At 65.2% G+C, this 14,776-nt stretch carries 21 protein-coding genes and 1 tRNA gene; 17 read left to right on the top strand and 5 right to left on the bottom strand.

Annotated elements, in window-relative coordinates:
* Nucleotides 1-29 precede the first annotated feature (29 nt).
* The 8 genes from TabM4_RS10725 (at nucleotide 30) to TabM4_RS10760 (ending at nucleotide 3,673) form a co-directional block, all read left to right on the top strand.
* The gene (locus tag TabM4_RS10725; protein WP_434612144.1) at nucleotides 30-566 is read left to right on the top strand and encodes a hypothetical protein; all 537 of its coding nucleotides are present in this window, start codon (nucleotides 30-32) and stop codon (nucleotides 564-566) included.
* Nucleotides 563-1,099 carry a hypothetical protein gene (locus tag TabM4_RS10730; protein ID WP_434612146.1) on the top strand — a complete coding sequence of 179 codons (537 nt, stop codon included), beginning with the start codon at nucleotides 563-565 and terminating at the stop codon, nucleotides 1,097-1,099. Before TabM4_RS10725 ends, TabM4_RS10730 begins: the two co-directional genes overlap by 4 nt.
* Entirely contained in the window at nucleotides 1,096-1,416 is a 321-nt protein-coding gene (locus TabM4_RS10735; RefSeq protein ID WP_434612148.1) for a hypothetical protein, read from the top strand. The genes TabM4_RS10730 and TabM4_RS10735 overlap by 4 nt, the downstream gene beginning before the upstream one ends.
* Nucleotides 1,416-1,718 carry a hypothetical protein gene (locus TabM4_RS10740; RefSeq protein WP_434612150.1) on the top strand — a complete coding sequence of 101 codons (303 nt, stop codon included), beginning with the start codon at nucleotides 1,416-1,418 and terminating at the stop codon, nucleotides 1,716-1,718. Before TabM4_RS10735 ends, TabM4_RS10740 begins: the two co-directional genes overlap by 1 nt.
* A gap of 159 nt (nucleotides 1,719-1,877) precedes the next feature.
* Entirely contained in the window at nucleotides 1,878-2,018 is a 141-nt protein-coding gene (locus tag TabM4_RS10745; protein WP_434612152.1) for a hypothetical protein, read from the top strand.
* 3 nt (nucleotides 2,019-2,021) lie between these two features.
* On the top strand, nucleotides 2,022-2,390 hold the full coding sequence (locus TabM4_RS10750; protein ID WP_434612153.1) for a hypothetical protein: 369 nt from the start codon (nucleotides 2,022-2,024) through the stop codon (nucleotides 2,388-2,390).
* Complete coding sequence (locus TabM4_RS10755) at nucleotides 2,383-2,592, top strand: hypothetical protein (protein ID WP_434612155.1); 210 nt, start codon at nucleotides 2,383-2,385, stop codon at nucleotides 2,590-2,592. Before TabM4_RS10750 ends, TabM4_RS10755 begins: the two co-directional genes overlap by 8 nt.
* Nucleotide 2,593: 1 nt before the next feature.
* Complete coding sequence (locus tag TabM4_RS10760) at nucleotides 2,594-3,673, top strand: site-specific integrase (protein ID WP_434612157.1); 1,080 nt, start codon at nucleotides 2,594-2,596, stop codon at nucleotides 3,671-3,673.
* 63 nt (nucleotides 3,674-3,736) lie between these two features.
* On the opposite strand, the gene TabM4_RS10765 is transcribed toward TabM4_RS10760, so the two are convergent.
* Together TabM4_RS10765 and ypfJ are read right to left on the bottom strand one after the other, a co-directional pair.
* Nucleotides 3,737-3,820, bottom strand: a tRNA-Leu gene (locus tag TabM4_RS10765).
* A 62-nt stretch (nucleotides 3,821-3,882) separates the two neighbouring features.
* The gene (gene ypfJ, locus TabM4_RS10770) at nucleotides 3,883-4,728 is read right to left on the bottom strand and encodes a KPN_02809 family neutral zinc metallopeptidase (protein WP_434612159.1); all 846 of its coding nucleotides are present in this window, start codon (nucleotides 4,726-4,728) and stop codon (nucleotides 3,883-3,885) included.
* Nucleotides 4,729-4,974: 246 nt separating this feature from the next.
* On the opposite strand from ypfJ, the gene TabM4_RS10775 reads away from it, so the two are divergent.
* Nucleotides 4,975-5,562, top strand: coding sequence for a YqaA family protein (locus TabM4_RS10775; protein WP_434612161.1), 588 nt, complete (start codon nucleotides 4,975-4,977; stop codon nucleotides 5,560-5,562).
* Nucleotides 5,559-6,047: a disulfide bond formation protein B gene (locus TabM4_RS10780; protein ID WP_434612163.1), complete on the top strand. Its 489-nt coding sequence runs from the start codon at nucleotides 5,559-5,561 to the stop codon at nucleotides 6,045-6,047. Before TabM4_RS10775 ends, TabM4_RS10780 begins: the two co-directional genes overlap by 4 nt.
* Here TabM4_RS10780 and TabM4_RS10785 read toward each other — a convergent pair.
* Nucleotides 6,026-7,213, bottom strand: coding sequence for a deoxyguanosinetriphosphate triphosphohydrolase (locus tag TabM4_RS10785; protein WP_434612165.1), 1,188 nt, complete (start codon nucleotides 7,211-7,213; stop codon nucleotides 6,026-6,028). The two genes, TabM4_RS10780 and TabM4_RS10785, sit on opposite strands and share 22 nt — an antisense overlap.
* Nucleotides 7,214-7,289: 76 nt before the next feature.
* Here TabM4_RS10785 and erpA point away from each other — a divergent pair, with 76 nt between their 5' ends.
* From erpA to TabM4_RS10805, 4 genes are all read left to right on the top strand, one after another.
* Complete coding sequence (gene erpA, locus TabM4_RS10790; protein ID WP_434612167.1) at nucleotides 7,290-7,622, top strand: iron-sulfur cluster insertion protein ErpA; 333 nt, start codon at nucleotides 7,290-7,292, stop codon at nucleotides 7,620-7,622.
* Nucleotides 7,623-7,703: 81 nt separating this feature from the next.
* Nucleotides 7,704-8,420: a hypothetical protein gene (locus tag TabM4_RS10795; RefSeq protein WP_434612169.1), complete on the top strand. Its 717-nt coding sequence runs from the start codon at nucleotides 7,704-7,706 to the stop codon at nucleotides 8,418-8,420.
* Nucleotides 8,421-8,486: 66 nt separating this feature from the next.
* On the top strand, nucleotides 8,487-9,269 hold the full coding sequence (xth, locus tag TabM4_RS10800; protein ID WP_434612171.1) for an exodeoxyribonuclease III: 783 nt from the start codon (nucleotides 8,487-8,489) through the stop codon (nucleotides 9,267-9,269).
* Nucleotides 9,270-9,510: 241 nt separating this feature from the next.
* Nucleotides 9,511-9,828, top strand: coding sequence for a hypothetical protein (locus TabM4_RS10805; protein WP_434612173.1), 318 nt, complete (start codon nucleotides 9,511-9,513; stop codon nucleotides 9,826-9,828).
* A 149-nt stretch (nucleotides 9,829-9,977) separates the two neighbouring features.
* Here TabM4_RS10805 and TabM4_RS10810 read toward each other — a convergent pair whose 3' ends face one another.
* Together TabM4_RS10810 and dksA are read right to left on the bottom strand one after the other, a co-directional pair.
* The gene (locus TabM4_RS10810) at nucleotides 9,978-11,159 is read right to left on the bottom strand and encodes an FAD-dependent monooxygenase (RefSeq protein ID WP_434612175.1); all 1,182 of its coding nucleotides are present in this window, start codon (nucleotides 11,157-11,159) and stop codon (nucleotides 9,978-9,980) included.
* A gap of 101 nt (nucleotides 11,160-11,260) precedes the next feature.
* Entirely contained in the window at nucleotides 11,261-11,683 is a 423-nt protein-coding gene (gene dksA / locus TabM4_RS10815) for an RNA polymerase-binding protein DksA (protein WP_434622032.1), read from the bottom strand.
* Nucleotides 11,684-11,852: 169 nt separating this feature from the next.
* On the opposite strand from dksA, the gene TabM4_RS10820 reads away from it, so the two are divergent.
* The 3 genes from TabM4_RS10820 (at nucleotide 11,853) to TabM4_RS10830 (ending at nucleotide 14,770) form a co-directional block, all read left to right on the top strand.
* Nucleotides 11,853-12,695: an AAA family ATPase gene (locus TabM4_RS10820; RefSeq protein ID WP_434612177.1), complete on the top strand. Its 843-nt coding sequence runs from the start codon at nucleotides 11,853-11,855 to the stop codon at nucleotides 12,693-12,695.
* Nucleotides 12,696-13,180: 485 nt separating this feature from the next.
* The gene (locus TabM4_RS10825; protein ID WP_434612179.1) at nucleotides 13,181-14,563 is read left to right on the top strand and encodes a DUF2927 domain-containing protein; all 1,383 of its coding nucleotides are present in this window, start codon (nucleotides 13,181-13,183) and stop codon (nucleotides 14,561-14,563) included.
* A gap of 42 nt (nucleotides 14,564-14,605) precedes the next feature.
* The gene (locus tag TabM4_RS10830) at nucleotides 14,606-14,770 is read left to right on the top strand and encodes a hypothetical protein (protein WP_434612181.1); all 165 of its coding nucleotides are present in this window, start codon (nucleotides 14,606-14,608) and stop codon (nucleotides 14,768-14,770) included.
* Nucleotides 14,771-14,776: the final 6 nt, after the last annotated feature.

A 14,776-nucleotide genomic window follows, 5' to 3' on the forward strand; every position in this document is an offset into this window, starting at 1 on the left:
TTCGCCGCCCTTTCGGAAGGAGCCGGGGAATGACCTACGACAACGACATGATCCGTCGCGGGGATGCGCTGGCCATAATTGCCGCGCAGATGAAAGACTCACGCCGCACATACAAAGGTTTCGGTCACGCGCAAGAGGCCCTGCGATTTGCCGAGCAGATGCTTGCGGCGGCCTTCGCCGACATCGCCACCCCGGCCCGGCCCGCAGGGGCGGATGCGGAGTTAGTGCAGGCGACACCGATTGACGCTGTGAAGGCCCGCATCGAAGCCCTGATTGCCGAGCGGGACGAGGCGATTGAGGCCAGCGTATCCAACTGGCGCGCAGCAAAGCGTTACGTTGACAAGATCGTGGAAGTGGACGCCGCCCGCGCCAAAGCCGAGGCCGAGCGGGATGCGGCGGTGGATGCGTTGGGGGTGGCACAAGAGGAAGCAGCCGAAGCGGCCAAGCTGGCTTCGTGGTGCCGAGAAGCGTTCAAAGACAAACTGACCGAGGCCGAAATCTACCAGTTGCAGCGAGTTTGGGAATTTGCGGACTGCGCCGCCCGCCTGAAAGGAGCCGCGAAATGAGCGACGACGATATGATCCGGCGCGGGGAGGCGCTGAAAGCGTGTCACTGCAACGTCACTGCAAACAACATCCGCGCCCTTCCCGCCGTCTCCATCCAACCCCTGATCGACGCCGCCGTGGCGAAGGCGCTGGAAGAGGCGGCGGGGGTGAAGGTGAAGCCGTTGGTGTGGGAGGATTTTGACGGTCTGGGCGCAAAAGCCAGCGCGTTCTATCAAGCCAACTATCTCATCCAGTGGTGGCGCGGTGAGGGCCGTTACGAGGTCGCGCTGTCGTATCCGGGATATCAGACAGGGTATGACGGTGATCGCTGGCATGACACCCTCGACGCCGCCAAAGCCGCAGCCCAAGCCGACTACGAGGCCCGCGTCCTCACCGCCCTGATCCCCCAATCCGGCACCGACGCGCTGCGGCAGGCAAGGGTGGAGGGGATGCGCGTCTGCGAACAACTCGCCCGCGATAATGACTGCATTCTGGACGGCGAAGAAATCGCAGACGCCATCGCCGCCCTCATAGCGCGGGAGGGCGGGGAATGAGCCTGAGCAAGCTGATAGAGGCGGTTGAGGCGGGCGTCATTTCGACGGACCTCATCATGGATGCGCTGGAAGAGCCTGTCGATCAGGTGACGTGCCTTGCCGCGTTCGATGGATACGTTGAGGCTGGGCCTGCGCTGGCAGCGTCAGTTTTGCCGGATTGGACGTGGACCATGCACAGCAACGGACAGGCTGCGCTTTGGCCTCCCGGAACTGTGGACGGGCAGAACGCAGGAGTGATCGAGGCTGAGGCAGATGGCCTGCCGTCGCGCGCCTTGTTGCTCTGCATCCTCCGCGCGCTGGAACAGGAGGGGCGGTGATGGGTAACGCGCCGAAATCTTGGGATGAAGCGAACGGCACGGCGCACATCACCGCTATGCCGACACGCCAATCCGGCACACGACGCTTCTACCATGTCTATGGCCGCAGGTCGTCAGACTTCGCCGTTCTATCGCGCGACTTCGAGATTGTCGGGGTGGCGGGCGGCTTTGACGCAGAGGAACAGGCACGCAAGTATATTGCGTTTCTCAAGGGGCGCGGCTTTGACCAGATCGGCGCTGAGTTTCGCACCTCACTTCCTGTCACGCTTGGGGTCCTGTCCCGCGAGGCCAGCGATGACTAGCCCCCGCGATTGGTTCGCCGTGATTGGCTTTGTCACCTTCTTCGGATGGCTGGCAGACTTCATTTGGGGCGCGTCTATGGCCCTGCGCGGTCTTGACCCTAATGGGGTCGGCGGGATTGCTGCCGCCTTTGCCTATGGCTTGCTGAGCGGTGGCCCGCGATGACTAGCGCCGCGCCCCTTGCCGTGAAGGCCGCGACGGCGGCGGCGATGCTGGATGGGCGGTCCCCTCCGCCGCTGGAAACCGATCTCCCCCCGCCGCCATCGAAGCTGATCGAGGTCAGCTTCCCATTTCAGTCATAGGGCATGACCATGAATCTATACCTCGTCAGAAAGCACGGATCGTTTCAAATCCACGGCATCTTCTGGGCAAACAACCATGCAGATCTTTGGGATGCCGTCGATGAAATGGCAGACCCAGTGGAGTTCGAGTGGTCTAAAATCACCAAGCCCGGTGGCATTTGGCATGATGTGCCTTTTGAGCATTGCAAAGACACCGCTCAGTGGGGCGAAGGTCACAACCCATCAGACGACTTCTGTCTCCATGGGCTTTGCCGACCGGGAGAGTACCTGACTGGCATGGTGTCAAATCAAGACCAACACGAATGGACGCGATTTGACGCCTTCGACGAAGGCCACGGTTTGCTTGCCCGCATTCGGTCCGGCCATGGGTAAGCCTGAAACCATCGGCCCTACGCGGCGGTCCCCAAAGGCGACCGAAGCAGCGATCCGCCGGGCCATATCGGCATGGAAGGCCGCTGGCCTGACAGTCGGCGCGGTGGAAGTCTCGCCTGACGGCACGATCCGCATCACAACGCCCATTGACCGGGCTGAAGAACCGCAGCAGCGTCAGGCCCCGAAGAAATGGCGGGGCTGACATGCGCGTGACCTATCCCGGCTTGCTGGCGGAGAAAATGCCTTCCGGCGCGATCCGCTACCGGGTCAGGGTGGAGGGTCAGAAGCACCGCCGCATACCGATCCCAGTCGGCCCGGATGATCCGCAGTTCGGCAACTACTACTGGTCAGCCCGAGCTGGCGAAGTCTGGCAACCGGACACTCCGAAAGCGCCACTGCAGAGGTCGCTGGATTGGCTGGCAATCCGATACATCCGGCACCTTGAGAAGCTGGTGGAAGCGGGGCTGTATTCACCATCAACCCTACGCCAGCGCCGCAGTCTACTAACCCGCATGGTCGAGATCAGGGACGGCGACGGCGACCGATACGGCGGGCTAGAGCATACCGCGCCGACGCCTGCATGGGTCAAGGCCCGCGACGAATGGGCCAACAAGCCCGCCGAGGCCGACAACATGATTAAGGCCGTGAAGGCCATGTACAAATGGGCCATGGAGCAAGGCGACATCGATCACAACCCCGCGCAGGGCGTGAAGCCGATTCACCAGAGCAAAGGCGGGGCCAAGCCGTGGACTGCCGCAGATCTGCGCAAGTTCCGCGACAAGCACCCGCCGGGGACGATGCCGCACCTGTGGCTGACGCTGCAGATGTTCACCGCCTGCCGGGTCGGTGACGCTGTATGGCTAGGCCGGGGCAATGAGGTCCAGATCGACGGCATCACATGGCTGCGCTGGCAGCCGCGCAAGAAGGGTTCTGCGCCCGTCGAGCTTCCGATGCTGCCGCCGCTCTATAAGGCCACACGCGCACAAAAGGTCGTTGGCGAGGCATACATCCTGACCGACCGGGGCAAGCCCTTTACCGACGCAAACTCCATGCGAAACAAAATCCGCAAATGGTGCGATGAGGCTGGGCTGGAAGATCGATCTTCGCATGGTGTCCGCAAGGCAGTCGCCGAACTTCTGGCCGAATTGGGCTGCACCCAATACCAGATCATGAGCGTCATGGCGCACACGCAGGCCAAGACCTCCGAGGTCTACACGAAGGGAATCGAGCGCCGGAATTTGGCCCGTGAAGCTGTTGCAATGCTGGCTGGTTTGGATTGGTAGGTGTCCCGCGCCTAAAAATTGTGGGACACTTGCGCCAATAAAATAAGGCGTTTCAGTTTGGCTTGGTGCCCAAGGTCGGACTCGAACCGACATGCCTTGCGGCGACGGATTTTGAATCCGCTGCGTCTACCATTCCGCCACTCGGGCCACCTGAAGCGCGGTCTAACCTCTTGCCCCGCCCGCGTCAATCTCGTGCGGAACGCCCCGTTTCAGGGCTGGGCAACGCGGAACGTGTCGCAGTCCCCGATCTCGCCCGAGGCCTGCCCGGCCGCGAACCAGCGCATCCGCTGGTCGCTGCTGCCATGGGTGAAACTGTCGGGCACCGGCCGCCGCCCGGCCTCGCGCTGCAAGGTGTCGTCGCCAATCCGCGCCGCCGCGTTCATCGCCTCCTCCACATCCCCCCGCTCGATCGATCCAAAGCTCGCCGCCGCCTGATGTGCCCAGACCCCGGCAAGGCAATCGGCCATCAACTCCACCCGCACGGAAATCTGGTTCGCCGTCACCTCGTCCGACTGCGCGCGCAACCGCGAGGTCTCCTCCAATATCCCCAACTCGTTCTGCACATGATGCCCCACCTCATGCGCCACCACATAGGCCGCAGCGAAATCGCCCCCGGCCCCCATCCGCTCGGCCAGCAACGTGAAGAAGGCCGTGTCCAGATAGACCTTGCGATCCACCGGGCAGTAGAACGGCCCCGTCGCCTCCGACGCCCCGCCACAGGCCGACTGCGTATAGCCCTTGAACAGCACCAGCGTCGCCGGACGGTAGGCCTGCCCCAGTTGGCTGGCAAAGACCTCTGCCCAGACTTCTTCGGTATCGGCCAGCGTGACCGACACGAATTCGCCCATCGCGCGATCCTCCGCCGTCAACTCCGCAGGGGACTCGGTCTGGAAACCGCCCTGATCCTGCAACAGGGGCGTCACATCCACCCCTAGGAACCACCCCAACAGCAGCACGACGATCACCCCCGCGCCCCCGATCCCGGCCCCGCGCCCGCCCCCCATGCGCCGCCGATCCTCGATGTTCCGGCTGCCTCGCCGCCCGCGCCATTCCATGATCCGCCCCTCCGCGTCCCTCCGGACCCGCCCCACCGCGCCCGCTTCCCCCAGCAAAGCACGAAGCTCCCTGCGCGCCAAACCCCTTCTTCCCCGGCCAAAGGAAAAGGCGCACCCCCTCCCCCCTTCGTCTCGGCCCAAATACCCACCTTGCAACGCCCCCCGCAGCACCACGCCGCAGGCAAGGGCGCTTGACCCGCACCCGCCCGCATGGTCGAAGACCACACGATCGGACAGGAGCCCCCCATGCTGCGCGCGCTATACCACTGGACGCTGCGCTGGTCCGCCTCCGCCCATGCCGAAAAGGCGCTGGCGGCCATCTCCTTCACCGAAAGCTCCGTCTTCCCCGTTCCCGCCGATGTCCTCTTCCTGCCCATGTGCCTTTCGCGCCCCGACCGCGCCCTGCGCTACGCGGCCATCGCCACCGTCGCCTCTGTCCTCGGCGGCATTCTCGGCTGGGCCATCGGCGTCTGGGCCTTCGACGCCCTCGCCCGCCCGCTGCTGGAACTCTACGGCAAGGAAGCCGCCTTCGAGGCGCTGAAATCCCAAACCGGCACCGCCGCCATCCTGACCATGCTGGTGACCTCGGGCCTGTCCCACATACCGCCGATGAAGGTGGTCACGATCCTGTCAGGGGTGGTTGCCTTCGACCTCAAGCTGTTCATCCTGTCGGCCATCGTCGCGCGCGGCGGTCGCTTCTTCGCCCTCGCCTTCCTCCTCCGCCGCTACGGTCTCAAGATCACGGCCTTCCTCGAGACCCGCCTGAACTGGATCGCCCTCGGCCTCACGGCACTCGCCGCGCTGGCCTTCATCGCCTTCGAGGTCCTTCGATGATCACCGACACCCGCACCTTCTCCATCCTGCTGGCGGCAGGCGGTTCGCTCGCCATCCTGCTCGGTGCCTTCGCCTTCCAGTATCTCGGCGGCCTCGCCCCCTGCCAACTCTGCCTCTGGCAGCGCTGGCCCCATGCGGCGGCCGTCCTCATCGGCCTGCTGGCGCTTTTGGTAACGCGCGGCCCGATCGCGCGCTTCCTGCCCCTCCTCGGCGCCCTTGCCGCGCTGGCCACCGCCGCCATCGGTGCCTTCCATGTCGGTGTGGAACAGAAATGGTGGGAGGGCCTCGCCTCCTGCACCGCAGGCTCCATCTCCGGCCTCTCCACCGCCGATCTCCTGAACCCCGACGTGAACGTCGGCGCCGTCGTCCGCTGCGATGAAATCGCGTGGCAGATGCTGGGCATCTCCATGGCGGGCTGGAACGTGATCCTCTCCGCGCTCCTCGCGATGATCTGGGTCTCGGCCTACCGCCGGTCGAGGGCCTGATCCCCGCCCACCAGCCGCGCATGTTCCTGAATGGCGAAGCGGTCCGTCATCCCCGCCACGTAATCCGCCACGATCCGCGCCAGCGTCACCTCGTCCCGCGCCGCCTCGATATCAGCGCGCCATTCGGCGGGCAGCAGTTCCGGCCGCGCCATGAACAGCGGGAACAGCTCGTTCAGGAACCGCGTCACCCGCGCCCGCTCCTCCATCACCGAAGGCGCGCGATACATCCGGTGGAACAGGAAGGACCGGATCGCCTTCAACTCTTGATAAAGCGGCTTGGAAAATCGGATCACCGTCGTCCCCAGATGGCGGATATCCTCCACCGATTTCGGCTGCGCCGCCGCCAGCCGGTTCTGCGCCACCGCGATCACATCCTCCACCATCCGCCCGAACACGCGCCGCAAGGCCTCATGCCGCCGCCGCATCTTCTCCAGCCCCGGATAAAGCCTGTCCACCTCCTCGAAAGCCGGCCCCGTCACCGGCAATTCCATCAGGTCATCTTCCGTGAACAGCCCAGACCGCAACCCGTCATGCAGGTCGTGGTGGGAATAGGCCACGTCATCCGCAATCGCCGCCACCTGCGCCTCGGCACTCGCATGGGTGTGCAACTCCAGATCCCATGCCGCATTCACCTCGGCCAGCGCATAGGGCAACGGCCCCTCATGCTTCTTGTCCGCATTCGGCCCCACCACGGGTCCGTTATGCTTCGCGATCCCCTCCAGGCTCTCCCATGTCAGGTTCAGCCCGTCGAAATCCGCATAATGCCGCTCCAGCCGCGTCACGATCCGCAGCGCCTGCGCGTTGTGGTCGAACCCGCCATAAGGCTGCATAAGCAGCCCCAGCGCATCCTCGCCCGTATGGCCGAATGGCGTATGCCCAAGGTCATGCGCCAAGGCTATGGCCTCCGCCAGATCGGTGTTCAGCCCCAAGACGCCCGAAATCGTCCGCGCCACCTGCGCCACCTCGATCGAATGGGTCAGCCGCGTGCGGTAATAATCGCCCTCATGCTCCACAAAGACCTGCGTCTTGTGCTTCAACCGCCGAAAGGCGCTGGAATGGATGATCCTGTCCCGGTCCCGCTGAAAGGGCGACCGGAAGGAACTCATCTTCTCGGCAAACAGCCGCCCGCGCGATGCGTCGGGCTGGCAGGCATAGGGGGCGAGCATGTGATCTGCCTGTTCTTGTTCCGCCTTTTCCCCTAGCCTATATTGCAACCACACCCCAAGGACCACGGATTTCCTCATGGACCTCGCCCTTCCGCCCAAAGTCACCGACCGCGCCTTCGCCCGCCTGCGGGAAATCTGCGAGGCGACGGGGGAACAGAAATCCCTCCGCGTGGCGGTGGAAGGCGGCGGCTGCTCGGGCTTCCAATATGACATCAAGCTCGATGATCCCGCCGCCGATGATCTGATCCTCGAAAAGGACGGTGCGAAGGTGCTGGTCGATGCCGTCTCCCTGCCGTTCCTGACGAACGCGGTGATCGACTATACCGAGGAACTGATCGGCGCGCGTTTCGTCATCGAAAACCCGAATGCCTCTTCCTCATGCGGTTGCGGCACCTCCTTCTCGATGTGACGGTTAATTCCACATCCCGCACTGGCCTTTCCCGTGGGGCGGGCTAACCTCTCCCTCCCAAGGGAAAGGGAAGATGGTAGAATGACCTGCGTCCTGATGCTCGGCTCCGGCCCCAGCGTGACCGAGGCCGCCAACTGGCCCCGCGCGCCCTTTGACGCCATCCTTGCCATCAACAACGCCCATGCGGTGCGCCCCGACTGGACGCATCACATCTACCCTTGGGACTTCCCCGCAGACCGCCGCCCGACACCCCGCGCAGGCCAGCAGACCATCACGCAGGATGACTTCGTCCCCGCCCAGAACGCTTTCGGCGGCTTTGTCTATGCGGGCGGCACCATGGCCTTTACCGCCGCTTACTGGGCGCTCCACGCCCTGAAACCCAGCGTGATCGCCGCCTTCGGCTGCGACATGCATTACCCCAAGGGCCAGACCCATTTCTACGGCGCAGGCACCGCCGATCCCCTCCGCCCCGACATCACCCTGCAAAGCCTCGAGGCGAAATCCGCCCGCCTGATGATCCTTGCCGCGATGGAGGGTTGCGCCATGGTCAACCTCTCCTTCGGCCCCTCGCGCCTGATCTTCCCGCGCATGGCCCGCGAGCGCGCCGCCCATGCCCGCCCCATGCCCTTCGACATCCGCCTCGCCGATGCCGCCCTCAAACGCGAAGACGCGCTCGGCTACCACGTCCCATCGGGGCGCTACTGGGAAGAGGCCCACCGCTTCGACCCCGCCGAACTCCGCCGGATCGACATGCTCTGGCTCTCCGCCGCCCGCATGGGCCTTGCGGCGACGGCCTGACCGGAACAGGCCGACTTGTTTCCCCCCACCCCTCCGGCCTAGAACGGAGGGGCAAGGGAGACGCCCATGAAACTCGCCACCTTCAACATCAACGGCATCAAGGCCCGCATCGAAGCCCTGCCCGCGTGGCTGGCCGAGGCGAAGCCCGACGTTGTCTGCCTGCAGGAAATCAAGTCCGTCGACGAAGGCTTCCCGCGCGAGATCTTCGAGGACATGGGCTACCGCGTCGAAACCCACGGGCAGAAATCCTTCAACGGCGTGGCGATCCTCTCCAAACTCCCGTTGGAAGACGTGACCCGCGGCCTCCCCGGCGACGACAGCGACGAACAGGCCCGCTGGATCGAGGCGACGGTGATCGGCGACAAGCGCGCCGTCCGTATCTGCGGCCTCTACCTGCCCAACGGCAACCCCGCGCCGGGGCCGAAATACGACTACAAACTCGCATGGATGTCCCGCATGGAATCCCGCGTGAAGGCGCTGCTTGCCACCGAGGACCCCCTCGCCTTCTGCGGCGACTATAACGTCATCCCCGAACCCCACGACGCCGCCAAGCCCGAGGCATGGGCCACCGACGCCCTCTTCCTCCCCGAAACCCGCGCCGCCTTCCGCCGGATCGTCAATCTTGGCCTCACCGACGCCTTCCGCGCCCGCGACCCGCGCCCCGGCCAATATTCCTTCTGGGACTATCAGGCCGGCGCATGGGAACGGAACAACGGCATCCGTATTGACCACCTCCTCCTCTCCCCCCAATGCGCCGACCTCTTGCGCGACGCAGGCATAGACAAGGCGGTAAGGGGCGGCGAGAAACCCTCCGACCACGTCCCTGTCTGGGTGGACCTCGACGCCTGACGCACACCCCGCCGCGGAATTGCTCCGGGGCCGCAGCCTCCGCCAAAACCCACCGCCAGTAATGAAAGAGGCCCCGGATCACCCCGGCGCGGGCCTCGCTGCAAGCCCAATCACGCCCCCATGATGCACCCAAAACACATGCGAGAAATCAAACATTAACCTATGTCAAATTGACCTTCCGCCCCGCCCCGGCCGTCCCCTAGCCTCCGCTCCGAATATCCCTTCCGACCGGAGCCCCAACGTGATCCGCCTTGCCCTCGCCTTGTCTCTCTCCCTCACCACCGCATTGCCCGCCCTCGCGCTCGACCGCCGCGTGACCATCGTCAACAACACGGGCTACACGATCGTCCGCTTCTTCGGCTCCAACACCGGTTCCAAAAGCTGGGAGGAAGACATCCTCGGCGAGGATGTCCTTCCCTCCGGCTCTTCCGTCGTCATCAATTTCGATGATGCGACCGGCTATTGCATGTTCGACTTCCGCGCCGAGTTCGAAGATGGCGACGTGCTGGAACGCGCCGGGGTGAACATCTGCGAAATCGCGACCTTCACCTACGAATGACCGGACGGGTGACCCAGTCCCGGGCCTGACCCGGGACCTCCCGCCCCGGTTCCCAACCCGTTAACGAAACCAGCCCGATCCCTTCATCACCGTTCGCTGCGCGCATACACTTTGCGGTACGCTTTACGGCACGGCTTGCGGCACAGGCCTCACGCCGTCACATCATGCCCATAAAGCCAGTCGAACCGCTTCAGCGCGGCCCCCGGCGCCACCATCCCGCCAAGGCGCAAGACACCATGCCCGATGGCCCGCTTGGCCCCCGACAGGTGGTAATTCCGTGCATTGGCATTCGCCGCCTCCACGATCCGCGCGCAACGCGGCTTGCGCCCCGCCTCCCACGCAGCCAAGGCCGCCGCATCCCCGTCATGCCCCGCCAAGGCCGCAGCCAAGCTCCATGCATCCTCCAGCGCCATATTCGCCCCCTGCGCGAGGAAAGGCAGCGTCGGATGCGCCGCATCTCCCAGAATCGCCAATGATCCCAATGGCATGCAGCGATGCCAGACCTTGGCCACCGGATGTCGGAACAGCCCCCACAGCCAGACATCCTCCACCCGTTCCAGCCAGCCCCGCACCCGCGGCGAAAACCCCGCGAAGGCCAGCCGCAACTCCATCGGATCATCCCGCAGCGACCAGCCCTCTTCGACCCAGCGCCGCCGCTCCTCCACCGCCACGATGTTGCGCCACTGCCCCCCCCGCAGAGGATAGCTCACCAGATGCTTGCCGGGTCCCATATGCACCTCGGCCTCCGCAGGGTCCGAAGTGTCCCCCGGCACCACCGCCCGCCACGCCACCTGATGCGTGAAGAACGGCGCCACCTTCCCGTTCAACGCGATCCGGGCGGGCGAATGCAACCCATCCGCCCCGATCATCAGATCGGCCTCCACGCGCCCCCCCTGCGCGGTCACGGCCACGGGCCTTTCCCCTGCCAGATCAACGGCTTCCACCTTCTGCAACAGGCGCAGTTCCACCCCCGCCTCGCGCGCGCCCCGCTCCAAAAGCGCGATCAGATCCGCCCGATGCACGAAATGCCACCCCTGCCCCGGCCGCAGCCGCGCCAGATCCATCCGCAGCACCTGCGCGCCGTCCAACCCGTCCCGCAACACCACCCCCGAGGCCCGCATCGAGGCCGCCTCCAGCGCCTCCCCCAACCCCAGCGTCCGCAGCACCGCCGCCCCGTTGGGCGAAACCTGCAACCCCGCCCCCACCTCGCGGATGGCATCCGCCTGCTCCAGCACCGTCACCGCCGCCCCGCGCATCGCCAGCGCCCGCGCCACCGCCAGCCCCGCCACCCCCGCGCCAAGCACGGTGACCCGCCGCCCGATCAGGCTCATCCCAACCCTCCGAATTCCTTGCGGAAATGAAAAACGCCGGACCATCGGCCCGGCGTCACTGTCCCTCTTGCAGGCCCCCGAAACAAGGGCCACCCCCGCGATCAGTCGTCGCGGTGAACCTTTTCCCGACGCTCGTGCTTTTCCTGCGCCTCCAGCGTCATCGTGGCGATCGGCCGCGCATCCAGCCGCTTCAGGCTGATGGGCTCCCCGGTCATCTCGCAATAGCCGTATTCGCCATTCTCGATCCGCCGCAGCGCCGCGTCGATCTTCGCCACCAGCTTGCGCTGCCGGTCCCGCGTCCTGAGTTCCAGCGCCCGATCCGTCTCCTCGCTCGCCCGGTCCGCAAGGTCGGGCACGTTGCGCGCGCTGTCCTGCAGGTTGTCGATCGTCTCCGCCGATTGCTCCAGTAGCTCGGCCTTCCAGTTCAGCAACTTCCGCCGAAAATACTCCAGTTGGCGGTCATTCATGAAAGGCTCGTCCTCGGCAGGACGGTAATCGTCGGGAAGGAACACCTCGGGCTTCATCACACGTCTCTCCGTCTGGTCGGATCGCGCCGACAGGGGGTCTGCTTGCATGGGCGCTCTCCTGTTGGCGGTGCATCTAGACCATCATCGGGGGATTGTCACTAGCAGTTGCGACCGAAAGCGCGGCCCGCTACGGTCCGTCGCGGCCCACAGGATACCCTTGCGAAACATGACGAAGTTCTCATCAACCTCCGGTTACATCGCCACCGAAGACCTCACCGTCGCGGTCAATGCCGCCGTCACGCTGGAACGTCCGCTGCTGGTGAAGGGCGAACCCGGCACGGGCAAGACCGAACTCGCCCGGCAGGTCGCGCAGGCGCTCGGGATGCCGCTGATCGAATGGCATGTTAAAAGCACCACAAAGGCGCAGCAGGGCCTCTACGAATACGATGCCGTCAGCCGGCTGCGCGACAGCCAGCTCGGCGACGAACGCGTCCACGACGTGCGCAACTACATCCGCAAGGGCAAGCTCTGGCAGGCCTTTTCTGCACCTGCGAAGGTCGTCCTCCTGATCGACGAGATCGACAAGGCCGATATCGAATTCCCCAACGACCTCCTGCAGGAACTCGACCGGATGGAATTCCACGTCTACGAAACCGGCGAAACCATCCGCGCCATGCACCGCCCCGTGGTCATCATCACCTCCAACAACGAAAAAGAGCTTCCCGACGCCTTCCTGCGCCGCTGCTTCTTCCACTACATCCGTTTCCCCGACATCGACACGATGCGCAGCATCGTCGAGGTGCATTTTCCGGGGCTGAAGCCCGCGCTCCTGACCGCCGCGTTGACGCAATTTTATGAATTGCGCGATATGCCGGGGCTCAAAAAGAAACCCTCAACCTCCGAGGTGCTGGACTGGCTCCGCCTCCTCTTGGCCGAGGATCTGTCGCCCGAAGACCTGCGCCGCGAAGGCGGCCCCGCCCTGCCCCGCCTGCATGGCGCGCTGCTCAAGAACGAACAGGACGTTCACCTTTTCGAAAGACTTGCCTTCATGGCCCGGAACACGCGCTGACGAATCGCATCTTTTCGCCGCAACTCCGCCGCAGTTTCGCCGCAATCCGGTAACGCACGGCAAGTTTTTTGAAACATAACGCAACATTGCGTGATGCAACCGCGCAAATGCAGTGTCCTGCGCCCTGCGGGACGCGATGGCTAGTCCGACCTTGGTCTCGGACTTTTCCACGAATTGACACCAACCCGCCCTGATACCGACACTCGCCCCATGCTTAAGGGGGGCATCCGTTCCTCACCTGTATGTGGTTAACCAAGTGTCCGTGTCCCTGAGCCAAAGCCCTCCGTCCGTTCCGCGCTGCGCGGGCCCGACGGGCTTCGTGCCGGACGCGGGCTTTTGGCATGCGAGGAACGGTTTCGGGTCACAGGCGAAGCGGGGGCTTCGCCGTGCCCGATGTGGGCGGACGGTGATCTTCGGATCACCGACCGTTGTTGTCGGTGGGGCCGCAAGGCCCTTGGTTTCACTCGAAAGCAGAGCTGCCACTCATGCGTTTTCCCTTTGCCGTCACGGCCCTCGCCCTATTCCTTTCCGGCTGCGTCTCCGCGACCCCGGAACAGGTCACGATGACGCGTTCCGACGCCTCCCCCTCGGGTGAAAGGCTTGCCCCGCTGCAATCCTTCGCGCAGGCCCTGCCCGCACCCGCCGCCCGCAGCAATGCCGAGATCGCGCAGGATATCCTCGATCTGGAATTCCTGATGGAAAGCGGGCGCGCCCTGCCCGTCTTCACCCGTTTCGAAGGCCCCATCACCGTGGCCCTCACAGGCGATGTGCCAACCACCGCCCCGCCCGATCTGACCCGCGTCCTGTCGCGTATGCGCGCCGAGGCGGGCATCGACATCGCACCCGCCGGAAACGCCGCACAGGCCGCCATCACCATCGACTTCCAGCCGCGCGCCGCCATGCGCCGCGCCGTGCCGCAGGCGGCCTGCTTCGTCGTCCCGCGTGTCTCCTCCTTCGCCGAATACCGCGCCGCCCGCGGCTCCGGCGTCACCGACTGGACCACCCTCACCCGGCGCGAGAAGGTCGGGATCATCGTCCCCTCCGACAGCACCCCGCAAGAGGTGCGCGACTGCCTGCACGAGGAATTGGCGCAGGCCATCGGCCCGCTGAATGACCTCTACCGCCTGCCTGACAGCGTCTTCAACGACGACAACTTCCTGACCGTCCTGTCGGGCTTCGACATGCTGGTCCTGCGTGTCCATTACGATCCGGCCCTCCAGAACGGCATGACCCGCGCCGAAGTCGCCGCGCGCCTGCCCGCCATCCTCGCGCGCCTCAACCCCGCCGGCGAAGGCCGCGGCGCGGGCCGCCCCCTCGCCATGGCCCCGCGCGCCTGGGTCGATGCGGTGGAACAGGCCTTCACCCCGCGCGGCTCCGATGCCGCCCGCCTGCGCGCCGCGCAACGCATGCTCTCCATCGCGCAGACGCAGGGCTGGCAGGACAACCGCCTCGCCTTCTCGTGGTTCGCCATCGGCCGCGCGCAGGTCTCGCAGGACCGCGCCGCTGCGACCGAGGCCTTCCGCACCGCGCAGGCCATCTGGCAACGCCTACCCGGCGGTGACGTACGTTCCGCCCATGTCGACATGCAGATCGCCGCCTTCGCCCTGTCCGATGGCCGCTTCGCCGAGGCGCTGGCCCTGACCGAACGCGCGATCCCGGTGGTGCGCCGGGCGGAAAACGCGGCCCTTCTCGCCACGCTCCTGATGATCAACGCCGAAGCCAACGCCGCCCTTGGCCGGATGCACGAGGCACGGGCCGCCCGTCTCGACAGTCTCGGCTGGGCACGCTATGGCTTCGGCTCTGACGCGCAGGTGCGCGCCCGGCTGTCGGACATTTCAGGTCTGGCCACGACGGGCCGCAGCGGCTGACGGGGCCTCCTCCGGCCCCGGTTGCAAGACAAGGGGCTGGACATGATCATCATTGCAGGCTTTGTTCTGGGTGCCGCCTTCGGTGCGCGCAAGGCTTTGAAATCCGGTGGAAAACGACTGGACGCCCTGCAATACGGCGCAGGGTTCGGCATCGCTTTCGCCATCATCGGCCTGATCCTGACCCTCGTCGTAGACCGCATGGTCTGAGGCCGG

The organism is Tabrizicola sp. M-4, assembly GCF_051132405.1.
Classification (GTDB): Bacteria; Pseudomonadota; Alphaproteobacteria; order Rhodobacterales; family Rhodobacteraceae; genus Paragemmobacter.

What these genes read in the sequence shown, in the direction of transcription:
- xth (WP_434612171.1), top strand. Translation starts at nt 8,487, where the DNA reads ATGAAACTCGCCACCTTCAACATCAACGGCATCAAGGCCCGCATCGAA.
- TabM4_RS10750 (WP_434612153.1), top strand. Translation starts at nt 2,022, where the DNA reads ATGACCATGAATCTATACCTCGTCAGAAAGCACGGATCGTTTCAAATC.
- erpA (WP_434612167.1), top strand. Translation starts at nt 7,290, where the DNA reads ATGGACCTCGCCCTTCCGCCCAAAGTCACCGACCGCGCCTTCGCCCGC.
- TabM4_RS10725 (WP_434612144.1), top strand. Translation starts at nt 30, where the DNA reads ATGACCTACGACAACGACATGATCCGTCGCGGGGATGCGCTGGCCATA.
- TabM4_RS10785 (WP_434612165.1), bottom strand. Translation starts at nt 7,213, where the DNA reads ATGCTCGCCCCCTATGCCTGCCAGCCCGACGCATCGCGCGGGCGGCTG.
- TabM4_RS10755 (WP_434612155.1), top strand. Translation starts at nt 2,383, where the DNA reads ATGGGTAAGCCTGAAACCATCGGCCCTACGCGGCGGTCCCCAAAGGCG.
- TabM4_RS10820 (WP_434612177.1), top strand. Translation starts at nt 11,853, where the DNA reads ATGACGAAGTTCTCATCAACCTCCGGTTACATCGCCACCGAAGACCTC.
- TabM4_RS10740 (WP_434612150.1), top strand. Translation starts at nt 1,416, where the DNA reads ATGGGTAACGCGCCGAAATCTTGGGATGAAGCGAACGGCACGGCGCAC.
- TabM4_RS10745 (WP_434612152.1), top strand. Translation starts at nt 1,878, where the DNA reads ATGACTAGCGCCGCGCCCCTTGCCGTGAAGGCCGCGACGGCGGCGGCG.
- ypfJ (WP_434612159.1), bottom strand. Translation starts at nt 4,728, where the DNA reads ATGGAATGGCGCGGGCGGCGAGGCAGCCGGAACATCGAGGATCGGCGG.
- TabM4_RS10735 (WP_434612148.1), top strand. Translation starts at nt 1,096, where the DNA reads ATGAGCCTGAGCAAGCTGATAGAGGCGGTTGAGGCGGGCGTCATTTCG.
- TabM4_RS10760 (WP_434612157.1), top strand. Translation starts at nt 2,594, where the DNA reads ATGCGCGTGACCTATCCCGGCTTGCTGGCGGAGAAAATGCCTTCCGGC.
- TabM4_RS10795 (WP_434612169.1), top strand. Translation starts at nt 7,704, where the DNA reads ATGACCTGCGTCCTGATGCTCGGCTCCGGCCCCAGCGTGACCGAGGCC.
- TabM4_RS10830 (WP_434612181.1), top strand. Translation starts at nt 14,606, where the DNA reads ATGATCATCATTGCAGGCTTTGTTCTGGGTGCCGCCTTCGGTGCGCGC.
- dksA (WP_434622032.1), bottom strand. Translation starts at nt 11,683, where the DNA reads ATGAAGCCCGAGGTGTTCCTTCCCGACGATTACCGTCCTGCCGAGGAC.
- TabM4_RS10730 (WP_434612146.1), top strand. Translation starts at nt 563, where the DNA reads ATGAGCGACGACGATATGATCCGGCGCGGGGAGGCGCTGAAAGCGTGT.
- TabM4_RS10780 (WP_434612163.1), top strand. Translation starts at nt 5,559, where the DNA reads ATGATCACCGACACCCGCACCTTCTCCATCCTGCTGGCGGCAGGCGGT.
- TabM4_RS10775 (WP_434612161.1), top strand. Translation starts at nt 4,975, where the DNA reads ATGCTGCGCGCGCTATACCACTGGACGCTGCGCTGGTCCGCCTCCGCC.
- TabM4_RS10825 (WP_434612179.1), top strand. Translation starts at nt 13,181, where the DNA reads ATGCGTTTTCCCTTTGCCGTCACGGCCCTCGCCCTATTCCTTTCCGGC.
- TabM4_RS10810 (WP_434612175.1), bottom strand. Translation starts at nt 11,159, where the DNA reads ATGAGCCTGATCGGGCGGCGGGTCACCGTGCTTGGCGCGGGGGTGGCG.